The organism is Pseudomonas sp. GW821-FHT07G06 (assembly GCF_058986625.1).
This window is the reverse complement of the sequence record NZ_JBYSVW010000003.1, coordinates 1-26,359: the sequence shown is the minus strand read 5'-3', so window position 1 is coordinate 26,359 and position 26,359 is coordinate 1. Positions and strand designations below refer to the sequence as shown.

At 59.8% G+C, this 26,359-nt stretch carries 27 protein-coding genes and 1 pseudogene; 17 read left to right on the top strand and 11 right to left on the bottom strand.

The window, feature by feature from the left end; translation table 11 throughout:
* Positions 1-21: 21 nt before the first annotated feature.
* Both prlC and AC3WJW_RS06705 read left to right on the top strand, forming a co-directional pair.
* A complete protein-coding gene (gene prlC, locus AC3WJW_RS06710; protein ID WP_493725540.1) occupies positions 22-2,073 on the top strand; it encodes an oligopeptidase A in 2,052 nt (683 codons plus the stop codon).
* Positions 2,070-2,357, top strand: coding sequence for a YheV family putative zinc ribbon protein (locus AC3WJW_RS06705; protein ID WP_007969831.1), 288 nt, complete (start codon positions 2,070-2,072; stop codon positions 2,355-2,357). The genes prlC and AC3WJW_RS06705 overlap by 4 nt, the downstream gene beginning before the upstream one ends.
* A gap of 180 nt (positions 2,358-2,537) precedes the next feature.
* Here the strand turns inward: AC3WJW_RS06705 and AC3WJW_RS06700 are convergent, their stop codons facing one another.
* Complete coding sequence (locus AC3WJW_RS06700) at positions 2,538-3,182, bottom strand: dual specificity protein phosphatase family protein (RefSeq protein WP_493725539.1); 645 nt, start codon at positions 3,180-3,182, stop codon at positions 2,538-2,540.
* Between the two features lie 240 nt (positions 3,183-3,422).
* Positions 3,423-3,728, bottom strand: coding sequence for a hypothetical protein (locus tag AC3WJW_RS06695; protein ID WP_493725538.1), 306 nt, complete (start codon positions 3,726-3,728; stop codon positions 3,423-3,425).
* Between the two features lie 208 nt (positions 3,729-3,936).
* On the opposite strand from AC3WJW_RS06695, the gene AC3WJW_RS06690 reads away from it, so the two are divergent.
* The 3 genes from AC3WJW_RS06690 to AC3WJW_RS06680 all read left to right on the top strand — a co-directional run bounded on the left by AC3WJW_RS06690 (position 3,937) and on the right by AC3WJW_RS06680 (position 7,588).
* Positions 3,937-4,995: a PA0069 family radical SAM protein gene (locus AC3WJW_RS06690; protein WP_493725537.1), complete on the top strand. Its 1,059-nt coding sequence runs from the start codon at positions 3,937-3,939 to the stop codon at positions 4,993-4,995.
* 244 nt (positions 4,996-5,239) lie between these two features.
* Positions 5,240-5,971: a carbonic anhydrase gene (locus tag AC3WJW_RS06685; protein WP_007969824.1), complete on the top strand. Its 732-nt coding sequence runs from the start codon at positions 5,240-5,242 to the stop codon at positions 5,969-5,971.
* Between the two features lie 90 nt (positions 5,972-6,061).
* Positions 6,062-7,588: a SulP family inorganic anion transporter gene (locus AC3WJW_RS06680; protein WP_493725536.1), complete on the top strand. Its 1,527-nt coding sequence runs from the start codon at positions 6,062-6,064 to the stop codon at positions 7,586-7,588.
* A gap of 109 nt (positions 7,589-7,697) precedes the next feature.
* Here AC3WJW_RS06680 and AC3WJW_RS06675 read toward each other — a convergent pair whose 3' ends face one another.
* Entirely contained in the window at positions 7,698-8,348 is a 651-nt protein-coding gene (locus tag AC3WJW_RS06675; RefSeq protein ID WP_493725535.1) for a hypothetical protein, read from the bottom strand.
* A 369-nt stretch (positions 8,349-8,717) separates the two neighbouring features.
* On the opposite strand from AC3WJW_RS06675, the gene coxB reads away from it, so the two are divergent.
* From coxB to AC3WJW_RS06655, 4 genes are all read left to right on the top strand, one after another.
* Positions 8,718-9,845, top strand: coding sequence for a cytochrome c oxidase subunit II (gene coxB, locus AC3WJW_RS06670; RefSeq protein WP_493725534.1), 1,128 nt, complete (start codon positions 8,718-8,720; stop codon positions 9,843-9,845).
* 82 nt (positions 9,846-9,927) lie between these two features.
* Positions 9,928-11,520 (top strand): cytochrome c oxidase subunit I, encoded by a 1,593-nt coding sequence (ctaD, locus tag AC3WJW_RS06665; protein ID WP_493725533.1) that lies wholly within the window; start codon positions 9,928-9,930, stop codon positions 11,518-11,520.
* A 126-nt stretch (positions 11,521-11,646) separates the two neighbouring features.
* On the top strand, positions 11,647-12,198 hold the full coding sequence (locus AC3WJW_RS06660; RefSeq protein ID WP_102702119.1) for a cytochrome c oxidase assembly protein: 552 nt from the start codon (positions 11,647-11,649) through the stop codon (positions 12,196-12,198).
* Positions 12,199-12,223: 25 nt separating this feature from the next.
* Positions 12,224-13,111: a cytochrome c oxidase subunit 3 gene (locus AC3WJW_RS06655; protein ID WP_218472948.1), complete on the top strand. Its 888-nt coding sequence runs from the start codon at positions 12,224-12,226 to the stop codon at positions 13,109-13,111.
* A gap of 33 nt (positions 13,112-13,144) precedes the next feature.
* Here AC3WJW_RS06655 and AC3WJW_RS06650 read toward each other — a convergent pair whose 3' ends face one another.
* Positions 13,145-13,348 (bottom strand): twin transmembrane helix small protein, encoded by a 204-nt coding sequence (locus AC3WJW_RS06650; protein WP_493725532.1) that lies wholly within the window; start codon positions 13,346-13,348, stop codon positions 13,145-13,147.
* Between the two features lie 71 nt (positions 13,349-13,419).
* Between AC3WJW_RS06650 and AC3WJW_RS06645 the strand changes: the two genes are divergently transcribed.
* The 5 genes from AC3WJW_RS06645 to AC3WJW_RS06625 are packed head-to-tail and all read left to right on the top strand — an operon-like array spanning position 13,420 to position 17,322.
* Positions 13,420-14,160: an SURF1 family protein gene (locus AC3WJW_RS06645; RefSeq protein WP_493725531.1), complete on the top strand. Its 741-nt coding sequence runs from the start codon at positions 13,420-13,422 to the stop codon at positions 14,158-14,160.
* A complete protein-coding gene (locus AC3WJW_RS06640) occupies positions 14,126-14,719 on the top strand; it encodes a PA_0111/PP_0108 family redox-active disulfide protein (protein WP_493725530.1) in 594 nt (197 codons plus the stop codon). Before AC3WJW_RS06645 ends, AC3WJW_RS06640 begins: the two co-directional genes overlap by 35 nt.
* A gap of 10 nt (positions 14,720-14,729) precedes the next feature.
* A complete protein-coding gene (locus AC3WJW_RS06635; protein WP_102702115.1) occupies positions 14,730-15,803 on the top strand; it encodes a COX15/CtaA family protein in 1,074 nt (357 codons plus the stop codon).
* Positions 15,791-16,690 (top strand): heme o synthase, encoded by a 900-nt coding sequence (gene cyoE / locus AC3WJW_RS06630; RefSeq protein WP_015092898.1) that lies wholly within the window; start codon positions 15,791-15,793, stop codon positions 16,688-16,690. The genes AC3WJW_RS06635 and cyoE overlap by 13 nt, the downstream gene beginning before the upstream one ends.
* Positions 16,687-17,322, top strand: a complete 636-nt coding sequence (locus tag AC3WJW_RS06625; RefSeq protein ID WP_493725529.1) for an SCO family protein — start codon at positions 16,687-16,689, stop codon at positions 17,320-17,322. Before cyoE ends, AC3WJW_RS06625 begins: the two co-directional genes overlap by 4 nt.
* Before the next feature lie 174 nt (positions 17,323-17,496).
* Here AC3WJW_RS06625 and AC3WJW_RS06620 read toward each other — a convergent pair whose 3' ends face one another.
* The 3 genes from AC3WJW_RS06620 to AC3WJW_RS06610 are packed head-to-tail and all read right to left on the bottom strand — an operon-like array spanning position 17,497 to position 20,012.
* Positions 17,497-18,270 (bottom strand): MetQ/NlpA family ABC transporter substrate-binding protein, encoded by a 774-nt coding sequence (locus AC3WJW_RS06620; RefSeq protein WP_007969811.1) that lies wholly within the window; start codon positions 18,268-18,270, stop codon positions 17,497-17,499.
* Positions 18,271-18,330: 60 nt separating this feature from the next.
* Positions 18,331-19,005 carry a methionine ABC transporter permease gene (locus AC3WJW_RS06615; RefSeq protein ID WP_008002212.1) on the bottom strand — a complete coding sequence of 225 codons (675 nt, stop codon included), beginning with the start codon at positions 19,003-19,005 and terminating at the stop codon, positions 18,331-18,333.
* On the bottom strand, positions 19,005-20,012 hold the full coding sequence (locus tag AC3WJW_RS06610) for a methionine ABC transporter ATP-binding protein (protein WP_102701561.1): 1,008 nt from the start codon (positions 20,010-20,012) through the stop codon (positions 19,005-19,007). The genes AC3WJW_RS06615 and AC3WJW_RS06610 overlap by 1 nt, the downstream gene beginning before the upstream one ends.
* Positions 20,013-20,222: 210 nt before the next feature.
* On the opposite strand from AC3WJW_RS06610, the gene katE reads away from it, so the two are divergent.
* Positions 20,223-22,361 carry a catalase HPII gene (katE, locus tag AC3WJW_RS06605; protein ID WP_493725528.1) on the top strand — a complete coding sequence of 713 codons (2,139 nt, stop codon included), beginning with the start codon at positions 20,223-20,225 and terminating at the stop codon, positions 22,359-22,361.
* Positions 22,362-22,465: 104 nt separating this feature from the next.
* Here katE and AC3WJW_RS06600 read toward each other — a convergent pair whose 3' ends face one another.
* Genes AC3WJW_RS06600 through zur form a run of 4 tightly spaced genes read right to left on the bottom strand, consistent with a single transcriptional unit; the run spans position 22,466 to position 25,268 of the window.
* Positions 22,466-23,182 (bottom strand): PA5502 family lipoprotein, encoded by a 717-nt coding sequence (locus AC3WJW_RS06600; protein ID WP_493725527.1) that lies wholly within the window; start codon positions 23,180-23,182, stop codon positions 22,466-22,468.
* Positions 23,183-23,219: 37 nt separating this feature from the next.
* Entirely contained in the window at positions 23,220-24,008 is a 789-nt protein-coding gene (znuB, locus tag AC3WJW_RS06595; RefSeq protein WP_015092904.1) for a zinc ABC transporter permease subunit ZnuB, read from the bottom strand.
* Positions 24,001-24,786 carry a zinc ABC transporter ATP-binding protein ZnuC gene (znuC, locus tag AC3WJW_RS06590; RefSeq protein ID WP_095967855.1) on the bottom strand — a complete coding sequence of 262 codons (786 nt, stop codon included), beginning with the start codon at positions 24,784-24,786 and terminating at the stop codon, positions 24,001-24,003. The genes znuB and znuC overlap by 8 nt, the downstream gene beginning before the upstream one ends.
* On the bottom strand, positions 24,786-25,268 hold the full coding sequence (gene zur, locus AC3WJW_RS06585) for a zinc uptake transcriptional repressor Zur (protein WP_007969799.1): 483 nt from the start codon (positions 25,266-25,268) through the stop codon (positions 24,786-24,788). The genes znuC and zur overlap by 1 nt, the downstream gene beginning before the upstream one ends.
* 66 nt (positions 25,269-25,334) lie before the next feature.
* On the opposite strand from zur, the gene AC3WJW_RS06580 reads away from it, so the two are divergent.
* Positions 25,335-26,255 carry a zinc ABC transporter substrate-binding protein gene (locus AC3WJW_RS06580; protein ID WP_493725526.1) on the top strand — a complete coding sequence of 307 codons (921 nt, stop codon included), beginning with the start codon at positions 25,335-25,337 and terminating at the stop codon, positions 26,253-26,255.
* A 16-nt stretch (positions 26,256-26,271) separates the two neighbouring features.
* Positions 26,272-26,359: pseudogene (locus tag AC3WJW_RS06575) on the top strand (hypothetical protein); the annotation flags it as partial.

Below are 26,359 nucleotides of genomic sequence, written 5' to 3'. Positions count from 1 at the left end.
TCTCCAGCCAAGGTATCAACCGTGAGCGTGAACAACCCTCTTTTGCAGTCCTATGACCTGCCGCCGTTCTCCGCCATCCGCGCCGAACATGTACAGCCGGCCATTGAACAGATCCTGGCTGACAACCGCGCCGCCATCGTCGAGATCCTCAAGACTCAGGCCAAGCAGCCAACGTGGGCCGGCCTGGTGCTGGCGATGGACGAACTCAACGACCGCCTGGGTGCCGCCTGGAGCCCGGTCAGCCACCTCAATGCCGTGTGCAACAGCGCCGAACTGCGTGAAGCCTACGAGTCGTGCCTGCCTGCCTTGAGCGCCTACTCCACCGAAATGGGCCAGAACCGCGAGCTGTTCCAGGCCTTCGAAGCCCTGGCCAGCAGTCCTGAAGCCGCCGGTTTCGACGTGGCGCAGAAAACCATCCTGGAACACTCGCTGCGTGACTTCCGTCTGTCGGGTATCGACCTGCCGGAAGCCGAACAGAAACGTTACGCCGAAGTGCAGAGCAAGTTGTCTGAACTGGGCAGCCGTTTCTCCAACCAGTTGCTCGATGCCACTCAGGCGTGGACCAAGCACGTCACTGATGAGGCCACCCTAGCCGGCCTGACCGATTCGGCCAAGGCGCAAATGGCTGCCGCGGCCGAGGCCAAGGGGCTGGACGGCTGGCTGATCACCCTGGAGTTCCCGAGCTATTACGCGGTGATGACCTACGCCCAGGACCGCGCCCTGCGTGAAGAGGTTTATGCCGCGTACTGCACCCGTGCCTCGGACCAGGGACCGAATGCCGGCCAGAACGACAACGGCCCGGTCATGGAAGAAATCCTCGACCTGCGCCAGGAGTTGGCAAAGCTGTTGGGTTTCAGCAGTTTCTCCGAGCTGAGCCTGGCGACCAAAATGGCCGAATCCAGCGATCAGGTCCTGAGCTTCCTGCGCGACCTGGCCAAGCGCAGCAAGCCGTTCGCCGCCCAGGATCTGGAACAGCTCAAGGCCTACGCTGCCGAGCAAGGTTGCCCGGACCTGCAAAGCTGGGACAGCGGTTTCTACGGCGAAAAACTCCGTGAACAACGTTACAGCGTGGCTCAGGAAGCCCTGCGTGCCTACTTCCCGATCGACAAGGTGCTCAGCGGCCTGTTCGCCATCGTCCAGCGCCTGTACGGCATCGAGATTGCCGAGCTCAAAGGCTTCGACACCTGGCACCCGGATGTGCGCCTGTTCGAAATCAAGGAAAACGGCCAGCATGTCGGCCGCTTCTTCTTCGACCTCTACGCTCGCGCCAACAAGCGCGGTGGTGCCTGGATGGATGGCGCCCGCGACCGTCGCCGCACGGCTGGCGGCGTGCTGCAAAGCCCGGTGGCGAACCTGGTGTGCAACTTCACCCCGGCTGACAGCGGTAAACCTGCGCTGCTGACCCACGATGAAGTCACTACCCTGTTCCATGAATTCGGTCACGGCCTGCATCACCTGCTGACCCGCGTCGAGCATGCTGGCGTGTCCGGCATCAACGGTGTGGCCTGGGATGCCGTCGAACTGCCAAGTCAGTTCATGGAAAACTGGTGCTGGGAGCCGGAAGGCCTGGCGCTGATTTCCGGTCATTACGAAACCGGCGAGCCACTGCCTCAGGACTTGCTCGGGAAAATGCTCGCGGCGAAAAACTTCCAGTCCGGCCTGATGATGGTCCGCCAACTGGAGTTCTCGCTGTTCGACTTCGAACTGCACGCGACCCATGGCGACGGCCGCAGCGTGTTGCAAGTGCTCGAAGGCGTACGCGACGAGGTTTCGGTGATGCGTCCGCCGGCCTACAACCGCTTCCCCAACAGCTTTGCGCACATCTTCGCCGGCGGTTATGCCGCGGGTTACTACAGCTACAAATGGGCTGAAGTGCTCTCGGCCGATGCGTTCTCGAAGTTTGAAGAAGAAGGTGTGCTCAACGCCGACACCGGTCGCGCCTTCCGCGAAGCGATCCTGGCCCGTGGCGGTTCCCAGGAGCCGATGGTGCTGTTCGTCGACTTCCGTGGCCGTGAGCCATCGATTGACGCACTCTTGCGCCACAGCGGCCTGAGTGAGGACGCGGCAGCATGAGTGAGGGACCTGTGATTACGAAAAAACGCTTTATCGCCGGGGCGGTCTGCCCGGCATGCAGCGAGCCGGACAAGTTGATGATGTGGAACGAAGACCAGGTCCCGCACCGGGAGTGCGTGGCCTGCGGTTACTCCGACACACTCAATGAGCAAGGGCTGTCGGTGCCCAAGGAGCTTGGCACGCGGGTCAACACCACCGCACCCAAAGCCCCGGACACCAAGGTTCAGGCGGTTCAGTTCTTCCCGAACCCGAAGCTGAAGAAAAAGCCCGACGAACAGCACTGAGTGAAAAAAGCCCCCGTTGCTCCATGCAACGGGGGCAATTACGAAATATCTGTAGGAGCTGCCGAAGGCTGCGATCTTTTGATCTTGCTTTTGCGATCTGGAGATTTCTGAAGATCAAGATCAAAAAATCGCAGCCTTCGGCAGCTCCTACAGTTTCCCGGGATTGCGTGAAGAACTTTTTTATTCGATATGCGCGGATTTGAACCAACTCTTCATTGAGCACGCGGCGAACGGGCTGGTACTGCAATCGCCATTGGCCAGGGCCGTGCGCAGTTTGTCGACGTCGATCTGCATCATGTAGCGGATGCCGTCCTTGAAGTGGGTACTGTCACCAAAGCCGCCCTCGGTCATTTCGTTCAGGGCCTCCTCCTTGCTCCAGCCCTGGATGACAACCCGATACATGGCCGCCATCAGGCCGGTACGGTCAGAGCCGTGTTTGCAATGCATCAGCACCGGGCCTTTGGCTTCGGCAGACTGGATCGCGCGCAGGGCCTTGAGCACATCGGCGTCATCTACATGGTTGGTGCGATAAGGCAGCTGTACTTGTGTGATACCTGGTGTGGACAACCAACTGGAGTCCGCTTCAGGCAGGAAGTTGATCACCGTGCCGACATTGAGTTTCTCCAACAGCGGCACCGCACCCCTGTCCGGCAAGGCGCTGCGGTAGAGGGTTGGCGACATTTGAAAGAGGTTGTATTGCTTCTCGACCGGTTGAGCCCAGTCTGTCGGACGGTGCATGGCGCTGTCGTCAGCAAATGCCGGTGCCAGGTTAACGAGTGTGACCAGCGACAGGCATATTGCAGATAAAAAACGTGATAGTGGCATGCTTGGGCGACCGTTCAGAAAGGGACGGGAAGATGCTGACAAGGTTCAGGCATGCACGGTCAAAGGCCTGTGAGTTGACCGTCAAAGAATTGTGAAGCTGACGGGATGATGAATGCTTCATCAAGGATCGAGCCTCGTTCATTGAAAGAACAATGTTATAGGCGATAAAAATCAAACCCGATCGATTATTAACTTCGACCGGACCTGATTAATAACAATATATTTGCCTGGACCTTTGGTTCAAGGTTTCGCAATGCCGGCGTACGCTTTGGCCAGAGCCAGCAATTTTTCCTTATCATCGGAATTGATGGTTCCGTTACCATCAATGTCTTTGTCGACACTGCGGATACTAAAAGACTGGCCGCCGTCGTATGAGGACGCAATCAGCGTGGTGGAGTCCAGCAAAGAGGTGGTCACGACCGAGTTTTTTTCATCCCAGCCTTCTTCCTTGAGTGCGAACTGCATCGATACCAGTACTTCATTGGGGTCGACTACAGTCGGTCCAAGTTTTTGCAAAAAGATACCGCGGCGATTAAAAAACGACATAAATAAATCCTTTTATAGAATATCGGTGTTTATGTTTTGTAGCGAAAAAATAGTACATGCAGTTTTGTCGCAACAGCCAGGCTTTATATGTTTCTCCTGGTTGCTTCACTCAAGTGTGCATGACCAATAATCAGAAAGTGCCGAACGGCGCTGGTCGAGTGGTTTTGATCGATGTACTGTATGTGCATACAGTCATTGGGTGTTTTTCATGCACACGCCATTTCCTCCCCGTGGCCGCGGCACTGCGACCAACCCGCACAACCGTTTCGCCCCCAGTCATTCGGTGGCCGAAGACGACGGCTGGTATCAGGAAGTCCCGCTCACCCAGGGCACCGAGGTGTGCATTGAAACGGCGAAAACCATCATCACCCGCAACACGTCGCCGGACTTGCCCTTCGATCGTTCGATCAACCCCTATCGCGGCTGCGAGCACGGTTGCATTTATTGCTATGCGCGCCCTAGTCATGCCTATTGGGACATGTCGCCCGGGCTGGATTTCGAGACAAAACTGATCGCCAAGACCAACGCCGTGGATGTGCTGGAGGAGCAGTTGTCCAAACGTGGCTATCAATGTGCACCGATCAACCTCGGCTCCAACACCGATCCGTATCAGCCGATCGAGCGTGAATACAGGATCACCCGTCGAACCCTCGAAGTGCTCCTGCGTTACCGGCACCCGGTGACCATCGTGACCAAGGGCTCGCTGATTCTTCGTGACCTGGACCTCCTGACCGAGCTCGCCAGCCAAAGACTGGTGGCGGTAATGATCAGCCTGACTACCCTGGACGACGAGCTCAAGCGCATCCTCGAACCCCGCGCCGCAGCGCCCAAGGCGCGGTTGCGGGCGATCAGGGTCATGCGGGAGTCGGGCATTCCGGTGGGTGTGCTGTGCTCACCGATGATCCCGATGATCAATGACAGTGAACTCGAAAGTCTGCTCACTGAGGCCCATGCGGCCGGGGCGCAAAGTGCCGCCTACATGATGCTGCGCTTGCCGCTTGAAGTGGCGTCTTTGTTCGAGGAATGGTTGGCGACCCACTACCCTCAACGGGCGACGCATGTACTGAGCCTGATTCGCCAGAGCCGTGGCGGTGAACTCTACGACAGCCGCTTTGGCGCTCGAATGCGCGGCGAAGGTCCCTTCGCCGACCTGCTGGCACAGCGCTTTGCCAAAACCATCAAGCGCCTGGGGCTCAATCGCCGGGAAGGCTTTGACCTGGACTGCAATGCCTTTTGTCCGCCCGGTCGCCAAATGTCGTTGATTTGAGGACAATTGGCCTATGGTTGAGTACTGAGGATTGCGCTCGCGCCTTAGGCTGGTCACGTTTTTTGTGACCTGTAACACGCATTCTAGAGCGTTTTATTCAGTTTCAATTAAGATTCGGCCGCTACCTTGTTCATCGAGTGACTGATGGGTCGAGATGTTTGGCCTGGATGTTTTTTAACCAGCCACTGGCTTCACACCGGACCACACGGGATGACTCCCTGAGCCCGCCAATGAGGATGAATTGATGAGTGACAAGGATAAACAGCCGTTGGCTGCGTCGGCTTCAGCCCAACCCGAGGCCGAAACCGCCGATGCAGCGTTGCAGCATATCGTTGACGGCTTTTTGCATTTTCATCATGAGATCTTTCCTCAGCAGGAAGAGCTCTTCAAGAAACTCGCCACGGCCCAGCGGCCACGAGCGATGTTTATCGCCTGCGCCGATTCGCGCATCGTTCCTGAATTAATCACACAAAGCTCCCCGGGCGATCTGTTCGTGACCCGTAACGTCGGCAACGTTGTGCCGCCTTACGGGCAAATGAACGGTGGTGTTTCCACGGCCATCGAGTACGCGGTACTGGCTCTGGGGGTGCATCACATCATCATTTGCGGGCATTCCGACTGTGGCGCCATGCGCGCGGTACTCAACCCGGACAGTCTGGAGAAAATGCCCACGGTCAAAGCCTGGCTGCGTCATGCCGAAGTGGCCAAGACCATGGTGCAGGAGAACTGCAACTGCTCTAACGAGAGCGAAAGCATGCACATCCTCACCGAGGAGAATGTGATCGCCCAATTGCAGCATCTGCGTACCCATCCGTCGGTTGCCTCGCGCATGGCCAACGGTCAGCTGTTTATCCACGGCTGGGTCTACAACATCGAAACCAGCGAAATCAAAGCCTACGACGCCGATCAGGGCTGTTTCCTGCCGCTCAATGGCAGCCTGCCAATTCCCGTGGCGACGCCCAAAGCGCGCTTCTAACTCTTCCTAAATCGTTGTGTGGTTTAGCCGAGGCTGCCGTTCAGGCAGCCTGGCTTTGCCATGCCTGAAGAAAACTTCGGGAGACTCACCATGCGTGCTGCTCGACTCAAAGCTGTTCTGCCACGGGAGCTGTTGGCTTCGGTGGTCGTGTTTCTGGTCGCCCTGCCCCTGTGCATGGGCATCGCCATTGCCTCGGGACTGCCACCGGCCAAAGGTTTGATCACCGGCATCATCGGCGGTCTGGTGGTCGGCTGGTTGGCCGGCTCGCCGCTGCAAGTCAGTGGCCCGGCGGCGGGTCTGGCCGTTCTCGTCTTCGAGTTGGTCCGCCAGCACGGTATCGCCATGCTTGGGCCCATCCTGTTACTGGCGGGTTTGCTGCAACTGGTGGCGGGTCGATTGAAGCTGGGATGCTGGTTTCGGGTGACGGCGCCTGCGGTGGTGTACGGCATGCTGGCCGGGATTGGTGTGCTGATCGTCCTGTCCCAGGTGCATGTGATGCTGGATGCCGTGCCCAAACCCTCGGGCCTCGATAACCTGGCAGCCTTCCCGGCGGCGCTGGCTCAGGCATTGCCCACGTTTGGCTGGCAAGCCGGTTTGCTCGGGCTGTCGACGATTGCTGTCATGTGGCTGTGGGATAGATTCCGTCCGCAATCCCTGCGCTTCATTCCCGGGGCGCTACTGGGTGTCGGTCTGGCCACGCTTGCCAGCCTGGTGCTGGCGTTGCAGGTCAAACGGGTTGAGGTACCGGCCAACCTGACGGAGGCCATCGACTGGCTGAAGCCGGTGGACCTGCTCAACCTCGCCGATCCGACATTGCTGATTGCAGCGTTTGCCGTGGCCTTTATTGCCAGCGCCGAAACCTTGCTCTCAGCCGCGGCGGTTGATCGCATGCACAGCGGCCAGCGCTCGGACTTCGACCGGGAATTGTCGGCGCAAGGTATCGGCAACATGCTGTGCGGCCTGCTTGGGGCATTGCCGATGACCGGCGTTATCGTGCGCAGTTCGGCGAATGTTCAGGCCGGAGCAACCACGCGGTTTTCGACCATATTCCACGGCCTGTGGCTGCTGGCGTTCGTACTGTTGCTGTCCAGCGTCCTGCAAAGCATTCCGGTGTCAAGCCTGGCGGGCGTGCTGGTGTACACCGGTTTCAAACTGGTGGATCTCAAGGTCTTTCGGGGTTTGGGCCGGTATGGTCGGGCGCCGATGTTCACTTACGCGGCAACCGCGTTGGCCATCGTTTTTACCGACCTGCTGACGGGCGTGTTGATTGGCTTTGGCTTGACCCTGGTGAAATTGGCGCTGAAAGCCTCGCGCTTGAAGATCAGCCTGATCGACCTGCCCCGGGAAGGGGAAATGGAGTTGCGCCTGACGGGCGCGGCGACCTTCCTCAAAGTGCCGGTGCTGACCCGGGTGCTGGGCAGCATTCCGGTGGGTACGACGGTGCATGTGCCGCTCAATAACCTGAGCTACATCGATCACTCGTGCCTGGAGTTGCTGGAGGAATGGGGGCGGGCCAATGCGGGCAAGGGTTCGAAGCTGTTGATTGAATCGCGGGGGCTGAAGCGCAGGCTCGAGGGGCGGGTGCGGACGAATACCGGCGTCGGCGCGGCTGGCTGAAGTACCTGTGTGGGAGCGGGCTTGCTCGCGAAAGCGGCGTGTCAGTCGACATCAACGTTGAATGATTGACCGTATTCGCGAGCAAGCCCGCTCCCACAGGTTTCAGGGATCAGGCAGCCGGCTGATCCAGTTCCAGACCTACGCCCAGGCGGCGGGACATGCACGGCCAGCGTTTCCATGCGGCGCCGGTGTCCGGGCTGCTGAGCTTGTCGCGGTAGGTTTCCACCGACTCCAGGGCAAAACTCTCTTCGTTGAGCATCTCGTCGATGGCGTGATGCACCGCCTCATCCAGTTGGTTGGCGAACTCCTCACCGATCAATTGGTGAGCAATCAGGTTGGCGACAGTCATGTCCAATGGGATCAGTGGCTGGCCGAAATGCTTGATGTACAGGTCGTTGACCTCTTCGACAAACCGGTGCGCCAGATAGGCTTCATCCAGCAGGCCGTCGAGACCGACATGGCCGGCCATGATGGCAGGCGGCTGGAGGAAGTACTGCTCGGCGATTTTCAGCACCGGTTTGATCTGTGACTCAATGCCCGCTTCCCTGGCGACTTCATTGGCTGCATCCAGCAGATCGGGCACTTCTTCGATGTAGGCGGCGACAAATCGCGTCAGCACGCCATTGGCGTCCGCTTCCGGCAATTGGATCGCCGGGTGCAGGTGAGGCAGCTTACTTTCCAGCTGACGCGTCAGCAGGCCGGTCTCGGCTTCGTGTTGTTGGGCTTTTTGGATCTGCTCGCGCAATGCGGCGGTGTTCATGAAAACTCCAGGAAACAAGGCAATGAAATAGGGAAGACATAACTTAGCTGGCTTACGAAAAATGCTAAGACGCATTTGTCATAATTATTTCATCCTTGAGACGGCCCCGTTATATCGGTTTGCCACCACTCGTCTGCATCCTTCTCCATTCGTGCCCTGCAAAGCAAGTTAATGCTGTTTCAGATGATTTACGCCTTCGCATTGCGAGGTCAGAGGTGCTGTCTATACTCGGGGTGGAATGGAGTTAGCTGATGACGCCCGACTGCATATGCAGCAAGGCCCGGTGCTCAAGTTCGTAGTCTGATGCAGCCGCTCCCTTGCCGCAGGTGAAAGCCGGCGGGATAACAAGAACGATAAGGGGAACCCGCAATGATGCGACATCCACATGTCTGGATGGGCCTCCTGTTGTGGTCGATTTTCAGTCAGGCGCAAGCGGCCTGGACTGTGAATATGGCGCCTGGAGCGACTGAAATCAGTCACGCAGTATTCGACCTGCACATGACCATTTTCTGGATCTGTGTGGTGATCGGCATCATCGTTTTTGGTGCCATGTTCTGGTCGATGATTCTCCACCGCCGCTCGACCGGGCAGGTGGCCGCCAAATTTCATGAAAGCACCACCGTCGAAATCCTCTGGACCATCGTGCCCTTCCTGATCCTGGTGGCCATGGCGGTTCCCGCTACCGCGACCCTGATCAAGATGTACGACGCCAGCGAGCCGGAGATCGATATCCAGGTCACCGGCTACCAGTGGAAGTGGCACTACAAATACCTGGGCCAGGACGTCGAGTTCTTCAGCAACCTGACCACCCCCCAGGATCAAATCCACAACAAGGAAGCCAAGAGTGAGCACTACCTGCTCGAGGTCGACAAGCCATTGGTGCTGCCGGTCGGCACCAAAGTGCGCTTCCTGGTGACCTCCGCCGACGTGATCCACTCTTGGTGGGTGCCGGCTTTCGCGGTCAAGCGCGATGCAATACCCGGGTTCGTCAATGAAGCCTGGACCCGCATCGACAAGCCCGGCATCTACCGTGGCCAGTGCGCCGAGTTGTGCGGCAAGGATCACGGCTTTATGCCGACCGTGGTCGAGGTCAAGGAAAAGGCCGATTACGAAAAATGGCTGGCCGATCGCAAGGTCGAGGCCGCGCAACTCAAAGAACTGACCAGCAAGGAATGGACCCTCGACGAGCTCAAGGAGCGTGGCGACAAGGTCTATCACACCACCTGCGTGGCCTGTCACCAGGCCGAAGGCCAGGGCCTGCCGCCGATGTTCCCGGCACTCAAGGGCTCGAAAATCGCCACCGGACCGAAAGAAGATCACCTGAGCATTGTCTTCCACGGCAAGCCTGGCAGCGCCATGGCCGCGTTCGGCAAACAGCTCTCGGAAGTCGATATCGCAGCGGTCGTGACCTATGAACGTAACGCCTGGGGCAACAACAAGGGCGACATGGTCACGCCAAAAGAAGTGCTGGAGCTGAAACAGGCGGAAAGCAAATGACCCGGTCTATTGCGCACGTAAGGAACCGGTCGGGGCTACGCACCCCGGCCTGCCCACCCCATCTGTTTGCAGGAGACAGGACATGACTGCTGTAGTCGATGAACATGTTCATACCGCCACCGACCACGTCCACGGCCCCGCCAAAGGCCTGATGCGCTGGGTGCTGACCACCAACCACAAGGACATCGGTACGCTATACCTGTGGTTTGCGTTCTCCATGTTCCTGCTTGGCGGTTCGTTCGCGATGGTGATTCGCGCCGAGCTGTTCCAGCCTGGGCTGCAGATCGTCCAGCCGGAATTCTTCAACCAGATGACCACCATGCACGGTCTGGTGATGGTATTCGGTGCGGTGATGCCGGCCTTCGTCGGCCTCGCCAACTGGATGATCCCGCTGATGATCGGCGCGCCGGACATGGCCCTGCCGCGTATGAACAACTTCAGCTTCTGGCTGTTGCCGGCGGCGTTCCTGCTGCTGGTGTCGACCCTGTTCACCGCCGGTGGCGGGCCGAACTTCGGCTGGACGTTCTATGCGCCGCTATCGACGACCTATGCGCCGGAAAGCGTGACCTTCTTCATCTTCGCCATTCACTTGATGGGGATCAGTTCGATCATGGGGGCGATCAACGTGATCGCCACCATCCTCAACCTGCGCGCCCCCGGCATGACGCTGATGAAAATGCCGCTGTTCGTCTGGACCTGGCTGATCACCGCGTTCCTGCTGATCGCGGTGATGCCGGTGCTGGCCGGTTGCGTGACGATGATGCTGATGGACATCCACTTCGGCACCAGCTTCTTCAGCGCCGCCGGTGGCGGTGACCCGGTGCTGTTCCAGCACGTGTTCTGGTTCTTCGGCCACCCCGAGGTGTACATCATGATCCTGCCGGCGTTCGGTGCCGTCAGCTCGATCATTCCGGCCTTCTCGCGCAAGCCGCTGTTCGGCTATACCTCGATGGTCTACGCCACGGCGAGTATCGCGTTCCTGTCGTTCATCGTCTGGGCGCACCACATGTTCGTGGTCGGCATTCCGCTGGTGGGCGAGCTGTTCTTCATGTACGCCACCCTGCTGATTGCGGTGCCAACGGGCGTGAAGGTATTCAACTGGGCCAGCACCATGTGGCAGGGCTCGCTGACCTTCGAGACACCGATGCTCTTTGCCGTGGCGTTCGTGATCCTGTTCTCCATCGGCGGTTTCTCCGGATTGATGCTGGCCATCGCCCCGGCGGACTTCCAGTACCAGGACACCTACTTCGTGGTCGCGCACTTCCATTACGTGCTGGTACCGGGGGCGATCTTCGGGATCTTCGCCTCGGCCTACTACTGGCTGCCGAAATGGACCGGCCATATGTACGACGAAACCCTCGGCAAGCTGCATTTCTGGCTGTCGTTCATCGGCATGAACCTGGCTTTCTTCCCTATGCACTTTGTGGGGCTGGCGGGCATGCCGCGACGGATTCCGGACTACAACCTGCAGTTCGCCGACTTCAACATGGTGTCGTCGATCGGCGCATTCATGTTCGGGGCCACGCAGATCTTCTTCCTGTTCATCGTGATCAAGACCATTCGCGGTGGCCCGCCGGCTCCGGCCAAACCGTGGGATGGGGCTGAAGGCCTGGAGTGGAGCATCCCGTCGCCGGCGCCGTATCACACCTTCACCACGCCGCCGGAAGTGAAATGAACGCCTGCCCTTCTGTGGGAGCGAGCCTGCTCGCGAAGAACGATAACGCGGTGTGCCTGCTAAACCGCGGTGTCTGCTTCGCGAGCAGGCTCGCTCCCACAGGTGTCTCGGTCGAGGTTCGAAATCATGGCTGACTCGATTTCAATGAAGAAACTGGTCACGCGCCTGCTGACGGTGGTGGTGGCAATGTTTGTGTTCGGGTTTGCGCTGGTGCCGATCTACGACGTGATGTGCAGGGCCTTCGGTATCAATGGCAAGACCGCCGGGCAGTACGAGGGGGAGCAGACGGTCGACACCTCGCGGCAGGTGCGTGTGCAGTTCTTGTCGACCAATACCGCCGATATGCCATGGGATTTTTACCCCAAGCATGACGAGTTGACCGCTAACCCGGGGGCGGTGAACGAGATGATCTTCATCGCCCACAACCCTACCGATAAGCCGATGAGTGCTCAGGCCGTGCCGAGCATCGCGCCAAGCTCCGCGGCGGCGTACTTCCACAAGACCGAATGTTTCTGCTTTACCCAGCAAGTGCTGCAGCCCGGTCAACGGATCGAGATGCCGGTACGTTTCATCGTTGACCGTGACATGCCCAAGGATGTGAAGCACCTGACGCTGTCTTACACGCTGTTCGATATCACCGCCCGACATCCACCGGTAGCTGTAAACACTGGCGGCTGAGCGTGCCCGATAAGGAGAACAATAAATGGCAACTCATGAACATTATTACGTACCGGCCCAGAGCAAATGGCCAATCATCGCCACGGTCGGCATGTTCGTCACGGTGTTTGGCCTGGCCACCTGGTTCAACGATCTGAAAGCGGCGCGCCCGGAATCCCACGGGCCACTGATCTTTTTCGTCGGCGGGCTACTGCTGGCCTACATGCTGTTCGGTTGGTTCGGCACGGTGATCAAGGAAAGTCGCGGCGGCTTGTACAGCGCGCAAATGGATCGCTCGTTCCGCTGGGGCATGAGCTGGTTCATTTTCTCGGAAGTGATGTTCTTCATCGCCTTTTTCGGCGCACTGTTTTATGTGCGTCACATCTCCGGGCCGGCGCTTGGCGGTGAAGGCGCCAAAGGCATCGCGCACATGCTGTGGCCGAGTTTCCAGTTCACCTGGCCGCTGCTGGACAACCCCGACTCGAAACTGTTTCCGCCACCCAAGGAGGTCATCAGCCCCTGGGGCCTGCCGCTGCTCAACACCGTGTTGCTGGTGAGCTCCAGCGTGACTGTGACCATCGCCCACCACGCCTTGAAAAAGGGCCATCGCGGCGCACTGAAACTCTGGCTGGCGCTCACCGTAGTGTTGGGCTGTGCATTCCTCATCTTCCAGGCCGAAGAGTACATGCACGCCTACCGCGAACTGGGCCTGACCCTGGGTTCGGGCATCTACGGCGCGACCTTCTTCATGCTCACCGGGTTCCACGGCGCCCACGTGACCATCGGCACCATCATCCTGTTCGTGATGCTGATGCGGGTCATGCGCGGGCACTTCGACAGCGAGCACCAGTTCGGCTTCGAAGCGGCGAGCTGGTACTGGCACTTCGTGGATGTGGTGTGGATCGGGTTGTTCGTTTTCGTCTATGTGCTTTGAAGCAGCTTGAAGCTAAAAGCTTGAAGCTTTGAGCTACCACGGCACGTGGGACACCAGCTGGCCGCTGAAAAACCCCCAGGTGATCAGACCGAGGGTAATGGCGGCCAGCGTGACACGCACACTCAAGGCAATGACGAGGCGGTTTGAATGGCTGTCGTCCTTGACCAGAAAAAACAGGCCGCTGAACAGGCTGACAACCGTGGCAATCAGCATCAGGACGATGGCTGTTTTGAGCATGGTGAGACTCCGGGGGGACAAGCGATGCACTTGAGTATAGCTATCGCGATGACCGACTTTCTGGCAATGCCATGAAGCGCTTTCGGCCGGGTATCGTGCCAACGCTGGTGGTCGCGCTGTTGCTGCCGCTACTGGTGTCCCTGGGGTTCTGGCAATTGAGCCGGGGCGCGGAGAAAAGCGCGCTGTTGCAAACCTACGCCGAGCGCCGGGCCGCCGAGCCGATGGCCAGCACCGAACTGCAATACACCGCTGACCCGGCTTTCCGCCGGGTTCGCCTGCACGGCCGCTTCGATGCCGAACACAGCCTGCTGCTCGACAACAGTCAACGTAACGGCAGAGTCGGCGTCGAGCTGTTGCAACCCTTTCATGATCAGGCCAGCGGGCTCTGGCTGCTGGTCAATCGCGGCTGGCTGCCCTGGCCGGAACGCCGCACACCCGTGCAATTCAAGACACCTGTCGAGGCAGTCAGCCTCGATGCGTGGGTCTACGTCTCCCCCGGTGCGCCGTTTCAGTTGCATGCAGACCCGGCGACAGCGACGTGGCCGAAGCTGATTACGGCCGTTGAACCGGCCGGTCTCTGGAAGACGCTGAACCGCGAAGGCTTTGTCTTTGAGCTGCGCGCCGAAACCGCTCCGGCCACCTATCAGGCCGACTGGCCGGTAGTCGCCACGGGCCCGGAAAAACATATCGCTTATGCCGTGCAGTGGTTCGCCATGGCGATCGCCCTGTTCGGTCTTTATCTCTATCTCGGCTGGCACAACGCAAAGGAGATACACCATGGGAGCGGCCATGAATCCACCCAGCATGTCTGAGGCGAAACCTTCGGTGAACCGGCGCAAGGGCCGTATGCAACTGCTGCTGATCCTGCTCGGGGTGATCGGTCCGATGATCCTTGCCACCGGCATGTACAAGCTGAATTTCTGGGTGCCCGAGGGCCGCAGTTATCACGGCGAACTGATCGGCAACGGTCAGACCCGCGCGGACATCGGCGTGCAGGCCCCGGAGGAGCGTTGGCAGATCCTGGTGACCGCGCCCAAGGATTGCGCGGTGGACTGCCAGCAACTGGTGTACCTGGCGCGGCAGATCCAGATCGGCCTCGGCCGCGATGCGTCCCGTGCCAGCCATGCATTGGCCGCCGCGCAGGCGCTGAACAGCGATTACGAGACTAAACTTCAACGCGAGTACCCGCAGTTGCAACGCTATCCACTGGACTTGCCTGCCTACACAAAAGGCGCTCAGAGCAATGATGCGCCGCACCTGTGGATCATCGACCCCCACGGCAATCTGGTGCTGCGCTATGACCCGTCGGTGAAGGGCAAGGACCTGCTGAACGATCTGCGCCACCTGCTGAAACTGTCGAACATCGGATAAGGGCATCGTCATGGCCAAGCCTGGATTTCGCCTCGCGTTGTTTGCCACCTTGCTGGCACTGATTGTGGTGTTGCTCGGCGCCTACACCCGCCTGACCCACGCCGGCCTCGGCTGTCCGGACTGGCCAGGCTGCTACGGTTTCATCAGCGTGCCGAAAAGCGAAGCCCAGCTGGCCCATGCCGAATTGCACTTCCCGGACGCTCCGGTCGAGGCCCACAAAGGCTGGAACGAGATGATCCACCGCTACTTCGCTGGCACGCTGGGCGTGTTGATCGCGGTGTTGGCCGGTCGTGCGTGGTTGCATCGCCGTCATCCGGGGCAACCGGTGAAGTTGCCATTGTTTCTGTTGGCGGTGGTCGTTGGCCAGGCCGCGTTCGGTATGTGGACGGTAACGCTCAAGCTCTGGCCGCAGGTGGTCACCGGGCATTTGCTTGGCGGCTTCGCGACCTTGAGCCTGCTGTTTCTGCTGACCTTGCGCCTGTCCGGCGTACTGCCGGCGCTGACCGTGCCACGACGTTTGCAGCACTGGGCGACGGCAGGGTTGTTGTTGGTGATCGGGCAAATCGCCCTCGGTGGCTGGGTCAGTTCCAACTACGCCGCCGTGGCCTGCATCGACTTTCCAACCTGTCACGGCCAATGGCTGCCGCCTGCCGATTTTGCCAACGGCTTTCATCTGACCCAACACATCGGCCCGAATTACCTCGGCGGGCAACTGGACAGCGACGCCCGTACGGCCATCCACCTGACCCATCGCATCGGTGCCTTGCTTGTCACCCTGGTGTTGCTCGGCCTGGCCTGGCAATTGAAAGCGGTCGGCATGACACGCCTGGCAGGCCTGGTGCTGATCGCCCTTGGCGCACAAATCACCCTGGGCATCAGCAACGTGTTGTTCCATCTGCCGCTACCGGTGGCCGTCGCGCATAACGCGGGCGGCGCCGCGCTGTTGCTGACCATGGTGCTGGTCAATTACCACGCTCGAACCAGTCTGGTCCGGGTCAAGCAGCCAACGCGCTGGCGCTTCAGCCTGCGTAAACACTCAGCCGGGCCCATAACAATAAAAGGAGAGATGCCATGGCGATTCTGATCGGCGAACGTCCCAGTCAGGCGATCTGGCGTGACTACCTGGAACTGACCAAACCCAAAGTCGTGGTGTTGATGCTCATCACTTCACTGGTGGGGATGTTCCTTGCGACCCGTGCCGGGGTGCCGTGGACGGTGCTGGTATTCGGCAACCTGGGCATCGCCCTGTGTGCCGGTGGTGCCGCGGCGGTCAATCATGTGGTGGACCGGCGCATCGACGCGGTGATGGCGCGCACCCACAAACGGCCGCTCGCCGAAGGGCGGATTTCTCCGACCGCCGCGCTGACGTTCGCGCTGGTATTGGCGGCCCTCGGGCAAGCCATGCTGCTGGCGTTTACCAACCCGCTGACCGCGTGGCTGACCCTCGCCTCGCTGCTTGGCTATGCGGTGATCTACACCGGATTCCTCAAGCGTGCGACCCCGCAGAACATTGTCATCGGCGGTCTGGCCGGTGCCGCGCCGCCCTTGCTCGGCTGGACCGCCGCCACCGGTCACGTCAGCGCCGAACCGCTGCTGCTGGTGCTGATCATCTTCGCCTGGACTCCGCCGCACTTCTGGGCACTGGCGATCCATCGCAAGGAGGAATACGCCAAGGCCGACATCCCGATGCTGCCGGTCACCCATGGCGAGCACTACACCAAGATTCATATCCTGCTGTATACCTTTGCGCTGCTCGCCGTCAGCCTGATGCCCTACGTGATCCACATGAGCGGTATGCTCTACCTGGTCTGCGCGCTCGGGCTGGGCGCGCGGTTTCTGCAATGGGCCGTGGTGTTGTACCGTGGCACTCGGCCGCACGCGGCGATCAATACGTTCAAGTACTCTATTTACTACTTGTTCCTGCTGTTTATCGCCCTGCTCGTAGACCACTACTTACTGTTGAACCTATGACTCGAACCCAGAAAACCGTCTTCATCCTTGTCGCCCTGGTCGCACTGATCCTGGGCCTGACCGTCAACAAGGTACTGTCCGGGAAAAACCAGGGCGATCCGACGGCGCTGATCGACGCCGGTATCATTTTGCTGCCGCAGAGCCGCAATCTGCCGGACGTGACGATGACCAATCAGGACGGCCAGCCGGTCATGATCAATGAATTGAAGGGTAAATGGAGCCTGCTGTTCTTCGGCTACACCTTCTGCCCGGACGTCTGCCCGACCACCCTCGCCCAGCTGAGACAGATCAAGAGCGAGTTGCCGCCCGAGGCGGTGGACAAGCTGCAGATCGTGCTGGTCAGCGTCGACCCCCATCGCGACACGCCCCAGCAGCTCAAGCAGTACCTGGGTTACTTTGACCCGCAGTTTGTCGGCTTGGCGCCAAAGTCGACCGATGAGCTGCAAAAGGTCGCCAACGCGGTGAGCATTCCGTTCATTCCGGCGGACACCAACAAGCCAAACTACACGGTCGACCACAGTGGCAACCTCGCGGTGATCGGGCCGGACGGCACGCAACGCGGCTTCATCCGGGCGCCGTTGAACAACGCGAAGCTGGTGGCGCAGTTGCCGGTGATGCTCAAACGCAACTAAAGACACCGCTAAACCTGTGGGAGCGAGCTTGCTCGCGATGAGGCCGTAATATTCAACATCTACATTGACTGATACACCGCCATCGCGAGCAAGCTCGCTCCCACAGGGGGGGCGGTGTTTCTGGCACAAAAAAAGGGCGCATTCGATGCGCCCTTTTTTGTTGCTTTCAGTCGGTCAGAACGCCGGCACTACCGCGCCTTTGTACTTCTCGAGGATGAAGGCCTTCACTTCCGGGCTGTGCAAAGCGGCAACCAGCTTCTTCATCGCGTCGCTGTCCTTGTCATCCGGGCGAGCCACCAGGATGTTCACGTACGGCGAGTCGTTGCCTTCGATGACCAGTGCGTCCTTGGCCGGATCGAGCTTGGCTTCCAGCGCGTAGTTGGTGTTGATCAGCGCCAGGTCGACCTGGGTCAGCACGCGCGGGATGGTCGCGGCTTCCAGTTCGCGGATTTTCAGGTCTTTGGTGTTCTCGGTGATGTCCTTCACGGTCGACAGGATGTTGTTCGAATCCTTCAGCTTGATCAGCCCGGCCTTGGCCATCAGCAACAGTGCACGGCCGCCGTTGGTGGCGTCGTTCGGGATCACCACGTTGGCGCCGCCAGGCAGCTCAGCGAGGGTCTTGTACTTGCTGGAGTAAGCGCCCAGGGGTTCCAGGTGCACGCCGGCGACGGATACCAGGTTTGTGCCCTTGGCCTTGTTGAACTCATCCAGGTACGGCTGGTGCTGGAAGAAGTTGGCGTCCAGGCGCTTTTCCGCGACCTGCACGTTCGGCTGGATGTAGTCGGTGAAGACCTTGACCTTCAGGTCCACGCCTTCTTTGGCCAGGGTCGGCTTCACGAATTCGAGGATCTCGGCGTGTGGCACCGGGGTGGCCGCGACGGTCAGGGTGTCAGCCGCGTGGGCCGAGAATGCGGCAACGGCAGCGAAGGCGACGAGTAGTTTTTTCATTCAGCTAACTCCTTGTGAGGCGCCCGTTTGGCGCCTGCCAGCGAATGGCCGGCTCATGTCTTACTTACGGGAAAAGTGGACGACCAACTTGTCGCCAACGGTTTGTAGTACCTGGACCAGGACCAGCAGCAACACCACCGTCACGACCATCACATCGGTCTGGAAACGCTGGTATCCGAAGCGGATCGCCAGGTCACCCAGACCACCGGCGCCGACAACACCCGCCATCGCCGTGTAGGACACCAGTGTAATTGCAGTCACCGTAATCGCCGCGAAGATGCCCGGACGAGCCTCAGGCAGCAACGCATTGGTGATGATCTGTCGCGTGGTCGCACCCATGGCCTGGGTGGCTTCGATGATGCCGCGGTCCACTTCACGCAGGGCGGTTTCCACCAGGCGCGCGAAAAACGGCGTGGCACCCACCACCAGCGGCGGGATCGCACCGGCAACACCGAGGGACGTGCCGGTGATCAACACGGTGAACGGAATCATCACGATCAACAGGATGATGAACGGCAGCGAACGCAGAATGTTCACCACCAGCGACAACATCGCGTAGACACCTTTGGCTTCCAGCAACTGGCGCGGGCTGCACAGGAACAGCAGCACACCCAGCGGCAAGCCGAGCAGCACGGTGAACAACAGCGAACCGCCGAGCATCAGCAGGGTGTCGCCAGTGGCCAGCCAGATTTCGAACCAGTCGATATTGGCGAAGAAACTTGTCAGGGCTTCCATTAGCGCAGCACCTCCATGTGGACGTCGGCTGCGATGAAGCGGGCGAATGCCGCTTCCATGTCACCGCCGGTCACGGCCAGGGTCAGTTGCCCGTAAGGGATGTCTTTGATGCGGTCGATACGGCCGGCCAGGATGCTGTAGTCCACCCCGGTTTCCCGGGCGACGGTGCCCAGCAACGGCGCGTAGGTCGCTTCGCCCTGGAAGGTCAGACGCACGATGCGGCCCGGTACGTGAGCGAAGTCGTCACGCTGTTCGCTTTCGTCGATCTGCTCGTCTTCCTGCACAAAGCGTTTGGTGGTCGGGTGCTTCGGATGCAGGAACACTTCGGCTACCGAGCCTTGCTCGACGATCACGCCGGCGTCCATCACGGCCACCTGGTCGCAGACCCGGCGGATCACGTCCATTTCGTGGGTGATCAACACGATGGTCAGTTTCAGCTCGCGATTGATCTCGGCCAGCAATTGCAGGACCGATGCAGTGGTTTGCGGGTCGAGGGCGCTGGTGGCTTCATCGCACAGCAGGATTTTTGGCTTGGTCGCCAGGGCGCGGGCAATGCCGACACGCTGCTTTTGCCCGCCGGACAATTGCGCCGGGTACTTTTTCGCGTGGTCGGACAAGCCGACCCGCGCCAGCAACTCGGCCACGCGCGAGTCGATCTCGCTGCGCGACAGTTCGCCGGCCAGGGTCAGCGGCAGTGCGACGTTGTCGGCGACGGTCTTGGAGGCCAGCAGGTTGAAGTGCTGGAAAATCATCCCGACCTGCTGACGGAATCGGCGCAGGCCGTTGGCGTCGAGCGCGGTGACTTCTTCACCGTCGACGGTGATCTTGCCGCCACTGGCGTTTTCCAGGCGATTGATAAGACGCAGCAGGGTACTTTTTCCTGCGCCGGAATGACCGATCAAGCCGAAAACCTGCCCGTTCTCAATCGTCAGACTGGTCGGATGCAGCGCGGGGATTTCCTTACCGGCGACGCGGTAGGTTTTATGGACGTTTTGAAACTCGATCACGTAGCGAACCTTGTGGGGCGCGTTGGAAAAGGGTCAGCGGTTAGCCGGGCGCGCATTTTAGCCTGTCCGTATAGAGGTTCTTAGCATTTATTTCGCATTTGTCCTGTCATTTGGCAATAACGCGATCAAAGGTCAGAAAAAAGGAACGGCTGAATAAGCTCATCAGTCACTACTTAGGCCACTGGAATATGCCTGAGGAGTTCACGCCTGATGAGTACCAAGAAGCCTGCTGCCACCAAGAGCGTCCTGGCCGGGACCGATACCCCGGATCGCCACAACACCAATGCCAAGCTCGACAACCTGGAAACATTTCGCTCCGATGCCACTGAGCAGGCCTTGCGCACCAACCAGGGCGTGAAGGTGGCGGACAACCAGAACACCCTGAAGGCCGGGGCCCGCGGGCCGTCGCTGCTGGAAGATTTCATCATGCGTGAAAAGATCACGCATTTTGATCACGAGCGCATTCCCGAACGCATCGTTCACGCTCGCGGCACCGGCGGCCACGGTTATTTCCAGAGCTATGAAAACCACTCGATGCTGACCAAGGCCGGTTTCCTGCAGGACGCCGCGAAGAAAACCCCGGTGTTCGTGCGCTTTTCCACGGTACAGGGGCCGCGAGGGTCAGGCGATACCGTGCGTGATGTGCGGGGTTTCGCCGTGAAGTTCTTCACCGACGAAGGCAACTTCGACTTGGTGGGCAATAACATGCCGGTGTTCTTCATACAGGATGCGATCAAGTTTCCCGACTTCGTGCACGCGGTCAAACCCGAGCCGCATAACGAGATCCCTACCGGTGGCTCGGCCCATGACACTTTCTGGGACTTTGTTTCGTTGGTGCCGGAGTCGGCGCACATGGTGATGTGGGCAATGTCCGACCGGGCGATCCCGAAAAGCCTGCGCAGCATGCAGGGCTTCGGCGTGCACACCTTTCGCCTGATCAATGCCGAGGGCAAGTCGCGCTTCGTCAAATTCCACTGGCGCCCTACGGCCGGCACTTGCTCCCTGGTGTGGGACGAAGCGCAGAAGCTTGCGGGAAAGGATGCCGACTACCATCGGCGTGATCTGTGGGAATCGATTGAGATCGGCGACTACCCGGAATGGGAGTTGGGGGTGCAGGTCATCGAAGAAGAAAACGAACATGCCTTCGATTTCGACATTCTCGATCCGACCAAGCTGATTCCCGAAGAACTCGTGCCCATCACACCGTTGGGCAAGATGGTGCTGAACCGCAACCCGGACAACTTCTTCGCCGAAACCGAGCAGGTTGCCTTCTGCCCCGGGCATATCGTCCCCGGCATCGATTTCTCCAACGACCCTCTGCTGCAAGGCCGATTGTTTTCCTACACCGACACGCAAATCAGCCGACTCGGCGGGCCGAACTTTCACGAGATCCCGATCAACCGTCCGGTGTCGCCGTTCCACAACGGTCAGCGGGATGCCCAACACCGCACCACCATCGACAAGGGACGTGCGTCTTATGAGCCGAACTCCATCGATGGCGGCTGGCCAAAGGAAACACCTGTTTCGGCGCAGGATGGAGGATTCGAGAGTTATCCGGAGCGCATCGACGCCAACAAGATTCGCCAGCGCAGCGAGTCGTTCGCTGACCACTTCTCCCAGGCTCGCTTGTTTTTCAACAGCATGAGTGAGCATGAGCGGGAGCACATCATTTCGGCCTACAGTTTTGAGTTGGGCAAGGTAGAGCGCGAGGCGATCCGGGCTCGGGAAGTGAACGAAATTCTCGCCAATATCGATCTGGAGTTGGCCAAGCGCGTGGCGCAGAACCTTGGATTGCCTGCGCCGGCTCGAGGAACCGTCGAGGTGCGCAAAACCGCGCCGGATCACTCTCCGGCATTGAGCCAGGCCAATCTGTTGCCGGAGAACATCAAGACGCGAAAAGTCGCGATTCTGGCGGCCAATGGCGTTGATAGCGCCGCGATTGATGCGATGAAGAAAGCGCTTGCAGCGGAGGGGGCTCACGCGAAATTACTGGGGCCGACCTCTGCACCCGTGAAAACCGCCGATGGCAAAACCCTGGCGGTCGATGCTTCGATGGAGGGCTCGCCGTCGGTGGCATTCGACGCGGTGTTCGTGCCGGGCGGAGCCGCGTCGATCAAGGCGCTGAGTACGGACGGCGTGGCGTTGCATTACCTGCTGGAGGCATACAAACATCTCAAGGCTATCGCCTTGCAAGGTGAAGCGAAGCAGTTGCTGGATGTATTGAAGCTGGAGGCTGATTCGGGATTGATCGTGGGGACTGATGCGAAGTTGATCAAAGCGTTTTTCGCCGCGATCGGGCAGCATCGGGTTTGGGACAGGGAGGCGAAGGCCAGGGCGATTCCAGCCTGAGGATCTTCGGAGCTAGATAAATCATCGCGAGCAGGCTCGCTTCCACATTGGATCTGTATAAAGACGCAGAACCATTGTGGGAGCGAGCCTGCTCGCGAAGCTTTTTAAGGTTTGCGTGGACTCAGAACCATCTGCGCCGGAACACTGCGCAAAATCTGCCGCTCCAGCTTCAGGTCAAACTCGGGATCGAGCTTTTTCACCCGTTTTGTCAGCAATGTCGCCAGCCAAGGGTAATCATTGGTGCGTGGAGCCTGAATGCTCACGTCGCACTGAAAATTCACCACATCGGCGGCGATGGCATCCAGTTGGCGACGCAGTTTGCCCATATCGTTGATATTCAGCGAGACCGTGGTGCTTTCAGCCGTCAGATCGATGACCTTGGCTTTTGGCTTGGCTTCGGCAGCCTTCAGGGCCGCTTCGGCTTTTTCCAGCTCGGCCTTGCGCGCCTGGGCAATCGAGCCGTTGACTCCGCCGGTCAGTGCCGGAGCCTTGGGCATCAACGAGCGGGCACGGCTCAGGGCGGTCGCAGCGGCATCCACATCACCTTTTTGCAGCACGATCTGGCTGCGGCGCAGATAGGCTTCGGCCAGTTGCCGCTGGTACTGCTCAAGGGACGCATCGTTGGGCGATTCGGCCTGCAAGGCCGCCAATTGGTCTTCGGCGGTGGCCAGTTCATCGCTGGCGATGTTTTGCTCCAGCTGTACGATGGCCGTGGCTCGCGCATTGGCAGCCTCGGTGGCCGCCGGTGGCGTGCTTTGGCAGGCGCCCAGCAGCAAAGAAAATGCGACAAGGAGCAGATAACGGGAGGCGAACGACTTCATTCCTGCGACTCTCTATTTGCGCAAAAAACGAGCAAGTCTACACCCCTCGACGGGGCAGAACAAAACTCAGCAGAAACAGCGCGGCGGCTGCCACCACAATCGACGGGCCGGCCGGGGTGTCCTTGAACCAGGACAACGCCAGACCGCCACACACGGCGAGTATGCCCAGCAGGCTCGCGCCCAGTGCCATCTGTTCCGGCGAGCGGGCGTGACGTTGTGCCGCCGCCGCCGGGATGATCAGCAATGAAGTGATCAGTAACACGCCGACAATCTTCATCGCCACGGCAATCACCACGGCGATCAGCAACATCAGCGCCAGACGCAATCCGGCCACCGGAAGGCCTTCGACCCTGGCCAGTTCTTCATGCACCGTGATCGCCAGCAATGGCCGCCACAATGCAACCAGCAAGGCCAGCACGGCCGCACTGCCGCCAAGAATCCAGGCCAGATCGGTTGGACTGATTGCCAGCAGGTCACCGAACAGATAGGCCATTAGGTCAATCCGCACTTCGTGCATGAAGCTTAGTACCACCAGGCCTAGAGAGAGCGTGCTGGGTGCGAGAATTCCCAAAAGCGTGTCGGATGCCAATGGCTGGCGTTGTTGCAAGGTCACCAGTAACACCGCCAGCAGCAGGCAACCAACGGTCACGGCAACCGTCGGGCTGACATCCAGCAGGAAGCCCAGGGCCACGCCGAGCAATGCCGCGTGGGACAGGGTGTCGCCAAAATAAGCCATGCGCCGCCAGACCACGAAAGACCCCAGCGGGCCTGCGACAACGGCCAGGGCCAGGCCTGCAAGCAGGGCGTAGAGCAGAAAATCAGCCATGCTTGCAGCCATCTCCGTGAACATGGGGTTGGCCCGATGCGGGCGCCTTGACCACTGAACCGTGCAAGTCGTGGGCGTGGTCGTGATGGTGGTGATAAATCGCCAGGCTTTGTGCGTTTTTTCCGAACAGCTCGACGAACGCCGGATCGCCGCTGACCTGCTCGGGATGGCCTGAACAGCAGACGTGACGATTGAGGCAAACCACCTGATCCGTGGTGCTCATCACCAGATGCAAATCGTGGGAGACCATCAGCACACCGCAACCGTGACGGTCGCGCAGGCGGGTGATCAGGCTGTACAGCTCAGCCTGGCCGGCCACGTCGACACCCTGTACCGGTTCGTCGAGAACCAGCAGTTCCGGTTCGCGCAACAAGGCCCGGGCCAGCAGCACGCGTTGCATTTCGCCACCGGAAACGCTTTGCACCGGGCTGTCGATGACCTGTTCGGCGCCGACTTCCTTGAGTGCCGCCAAGGCCATTGCACGGTCTACGCCCGGCACCAGGCGCAGGAAGCGCAGCACCGACAGCGGCAGGGTCGGGTCGACATGAAGTTTCTGCGGCATGTAGCCGACCCGCAGTTTCGGCTTGCGCCAGACGTTGCCGCTGTCCGGTTTCAACAGGCCGAGCACGGCACGTACCAGTGTGGTTTTGCCGGCGCCATTGGGGCCGATCAGGGTCACGATCTGCCCCGGCTCGACACTCAACTCAATGTTGTCCAGCACCGGTTGCCCGGCGAACGTGACGGCAACCTGCTCTAGACGGATCAGCGCGTTGCTCATCAAGCCCCCTGGCAACCCGAGCACAGACCGACCACTTCGACGGTCTGGCCTTCGACGATAAACCCGACATCCCTGGCGCTGGCAATGATCGCGTCGCTGATGGATTTTTGCTCGAGCTCGATGGCGGCGTGGCACACACGGCAGATCAGGAACTGACCCTGATGTGCATGTTCCGGGTGATTGCAGCCGATGAAGGCGTTGAGCGAGGAAATCCGATGGACCAGGCCGTTTTCCAGCAGGAAATCCAGCGCGCGATATACCGTCGGCGGCGCGGCGCGGCGACCGTCCTGCTCGCTGAGGACCGCAAGAATGTCGTAGGCACCCAGCGGCTTGTGGCTTTGCCACACCAGTTCCAGCACGCGCCGGCGCAATGCGGTCAGGCGCAGGCCTTGACGAGCGCACAGGGCATCGGCCTCGGACAAAGCACTGTGAACGCAATGCGAGTGGTCGTGGGGGCGGCTGGCAATCGGTGTTTTTAGCATGAGCGGCGACGAGTTTTGTGAGAGACGTTATTATGTTACCCGTTCTCGCCTCTTCGAGTGGTCATCGTGTCCCGTCTTTTTTCTATCTTTGTCGCATTTTTCGCAAGTTTTCTGCTGATCGGTCCGGCGCAGGCCGAGGTCAAGGTCCTTACCAGCATCAAGCCCCTGCAGTTGATCGCCGCGGCGGTGCAGGACGGCGTGGCGATTCCTGAGGTCTTGCTGCCACCGGGTGCCTCGCCGCACAACTATGGGCTGCGCCCTTCCGACGTACGCAAGGTGCAATCGGTGGACCTGCTGTACTGGATCGGCCCGGACATGGAAGGTTTCCTGCCGCGGGTGCTCAATGGTCGTACGCTGCCCAGTGTCGCCGTGCAGGATTTGCCAGGCATGAAACTGCGCCGTTTTGCCGAAGATAGCCACTCCCACGCCGAAGAAGCCGACGACCACGACCACGATCATCGCCCAGGCAGCCTGGATGCACATTTGTGGCTGTCGCCGGTCAACGCCCGGGTCATCGCCACGAAAATGGCGGCAGACCTGAGTGCCGTCGATCCTGACAACGCCGTGCGCTATCAAAGCAACCTGAAAGCCTTCGACGAGCGTCTCGATGCGTTGGATGCGCGCCTGAAGAAACGCCTGGCCGATGTTCAGGGCAAGCCTTACTTCGTGTTCCACGAAGCGTTCGATTACTTCGAAGACGCCTACGGCCTGAAGCACGTGGGTGTGTTCAGTGTCGCGGCCGAAGTGCAACCCGGTGCCCAGCATGTCGCGGCGATGCGCGCGCGCCTGCAGGAAGTCGGCAAGACCTGCGTGTTCAGCGAACCACCGCTGCGTCCGCGCCTGGCGGAAACCCTGGTGGCGGGTTTGCCGGTGAAGCTGGCGGAACTGGATGCGTTGGGCGGGTACACGCCGGCGACGGCCCAGGGCTATGAGCAGGTGCTGGAGAAATTGGGGAATGATCTGGCGGGGTGCCTGGAGTCGTTGTAACCGCTGAAACAAAAAGATCGCAGCCTGCGGCTCGGGCGCACTGACCCAGGGCGTACCGAGTTCGGCCGGCGTACCGGCAGCGTTCGCCAAACATACCCTGACCC

What these genes read in the sequence shown, in the direction of transcription:
- AC3WJW_RS06705 (WP_007969831.1), top strand. Translation starts at nt 2,070, where the DNA reads ATGAGTGAGGGACCTGTGATTACGAAAAAACGCTTTATCGCCGGGGCG.
- AC3WJW_RS06700 (WP_493725539.1), bottom strand. Translation starts at nt 3,182, where the DNA reads ATGCCACTATCACGTTTTTTATCTGCAATATGCCTGTCGCTGGTCACA.
- AC3WJW_RS06695 (WP_493725538.1), bottom strand. Translation starts at nt 3,728, where the DNA reads ATGTCGTTTTTTAATCGCCGCGGTATCTTTTTGCAAAAACTTGGACCG.
- AC3WJW_RS06690 (WP_493725537.1), top strand. Translation starts at nt 3,937, where the DNA reads ATGCACACGCCATTTCCTCCCCGTGGCCGCGGCACTGCGACCAACCCG.
- AC3WJW_RS06685 (WP_007969824.1), top strand. Translation starts at nt 5,240, where the DNA reads ATGAGTGACAAGGATAAACAGCCGTTGGCTGCGTCGGCTTCAGCCCAA.
- AC3WJW_RS06680 (WP_493725536.1), top strand. Translation starts at nt 6,062, where the DNA reads ATGCGTGCTGCTCGACTCAAAGCTGTTCTGCCACGGGAGCTGTTGGCT.
- AC3WJW_RS06675 (WP_493725535.1), bottom strand. Translation starts at nt 8,348, where the DNA reads ATGAACACCGCCGCATTGCGCGAGCAGATCCAAAAAGCCCAACAACAC.
- coxB (WP_493725534.1), top strand. Translation starts at nt 8,718, where the DNA reads ATGATGCGACATCCACATGTCTGGATGGGCCTCCTGTTGTGGTCGATT.
- ctaD (WP_493725533.1), top strand. Translation starts at nt 9,928, where the DNA reads ATGACTGCTGTAGTCGATGAACATGTTCATACCGCCACCGACCACGTC.
- AC3WJW_RS06660 (WP_102702119.1), top strand. Translation starts at nt 11,647, where the DNA reads ATGGCTGACTCGATTTCAATGAAGAAACTGGTCACGCGCCTGCTGACG.
- AC3WJW_RS06655 (WP_218472948.1), top strand. Translation starts at nt 12,224, where the DNA reads ATGGCAACTCATGAACATTATTACGTACCGGCCCAGAGCAAATGGCCA.
- AC3WJW_RS06650 (WP_493725532.1), bottom strand. Translation starts at nt 13,348, where the DNA reads ATGCTCAAAACAGCCATCGTCCTGATGCTGATTGCCACGGTTGTCAGC.
- AC3WJW_RS06645 (WP_493725531.1), top strand. Translation starts at nt 13,420, where the DNA reads ATGAAGCGCTTTCGGCCGGGTATCGTGCCAACGCTGGTGGTCGCGCTG.
- AC3WJW_RS06640 (WP_493725530.1), top strand. Translation starts at nt 14,126, where the DNA reads ATGGGAGCGGCCATGAATCCACCCAGCATGTCTGAGGCGAAACCTTCG.
- AC3WJW_RS06635 (WP_102702115.1), top strand. Translation starts at nt 14,730, where the DNA reads ATGGCCAAGCCTGGATTTCGCCTCGCGTTGTTTGCCACCTTGCTGGCA.
- cyoE (WP_015092898.1), top strand. Translation starts at nt 15,791, where the DNA reads ATGGCGATTCTGATCGGCGAACGTCCCAGTCAGGCGATCTGGCGTGAC.
- AC3WJW_RS06625 (WP_493725529.1), top strand. Translation starts at nt 16,687, where the DNA reads ATGACTCGAACCCAGAAAACCGTCTTCATCCTTGTCGCCCTGGTCGCA.
- AC3WJW_RS06620 (WP_007969811.1), bottom strand. Translation starts at nt 18,270, where the DNA reads ATGAAAAAACTACTCGTCGCCTTCGCTGCCGTTGCCGCATTCTCGGCC.
- AC3WJW_RS06615 (WP_008002212.1), bottom strand. Translation starts at nt 19,005, where the DNA reads ATGGAAGCCCTGACAAGTTTCTTCGCCAATATCGACTGGTTCGAAATC.
- katE (WP_493725528.1), top strand. Translation starts at nt 20,223, where the DNA reads ATGAGTACCAAGAAGCCTGCTGCCACCAAGAGCGTCCTGGCCGGGACC.
- AC3WJW_RS06600 (WP_493725527.1), bottom strand. Translation starts at nt 23,182, where the DNA reads ATGAAGTCGTTCGCCTCCCGTTATCTGCTCCTTGTCGCATTTTCTTTG.
- znuB (WP_015092904.1), bottom strand. Translation starts at nt 24,008, where the DNA reads ATGGCTGATTTTCTGCTCTACGCCCTGCTTGCAGGCCTGGCCCTGGCC.
- znuC (WP_095967855.1), bottom strand. Translation starts at nt 24,786, where the DNA reads ATGAGCAACGCGCTGATCCGTCTAGAGCAGGTTGCCGTCACGTTCGCC.
- zur (WP_007969799.1), bottom strand. Translation starts at nt 25,268, where the DNA reads ATGCTAAAAACACCGATTGCCAGCCGCCCCCACGACCACTCGCATTGC.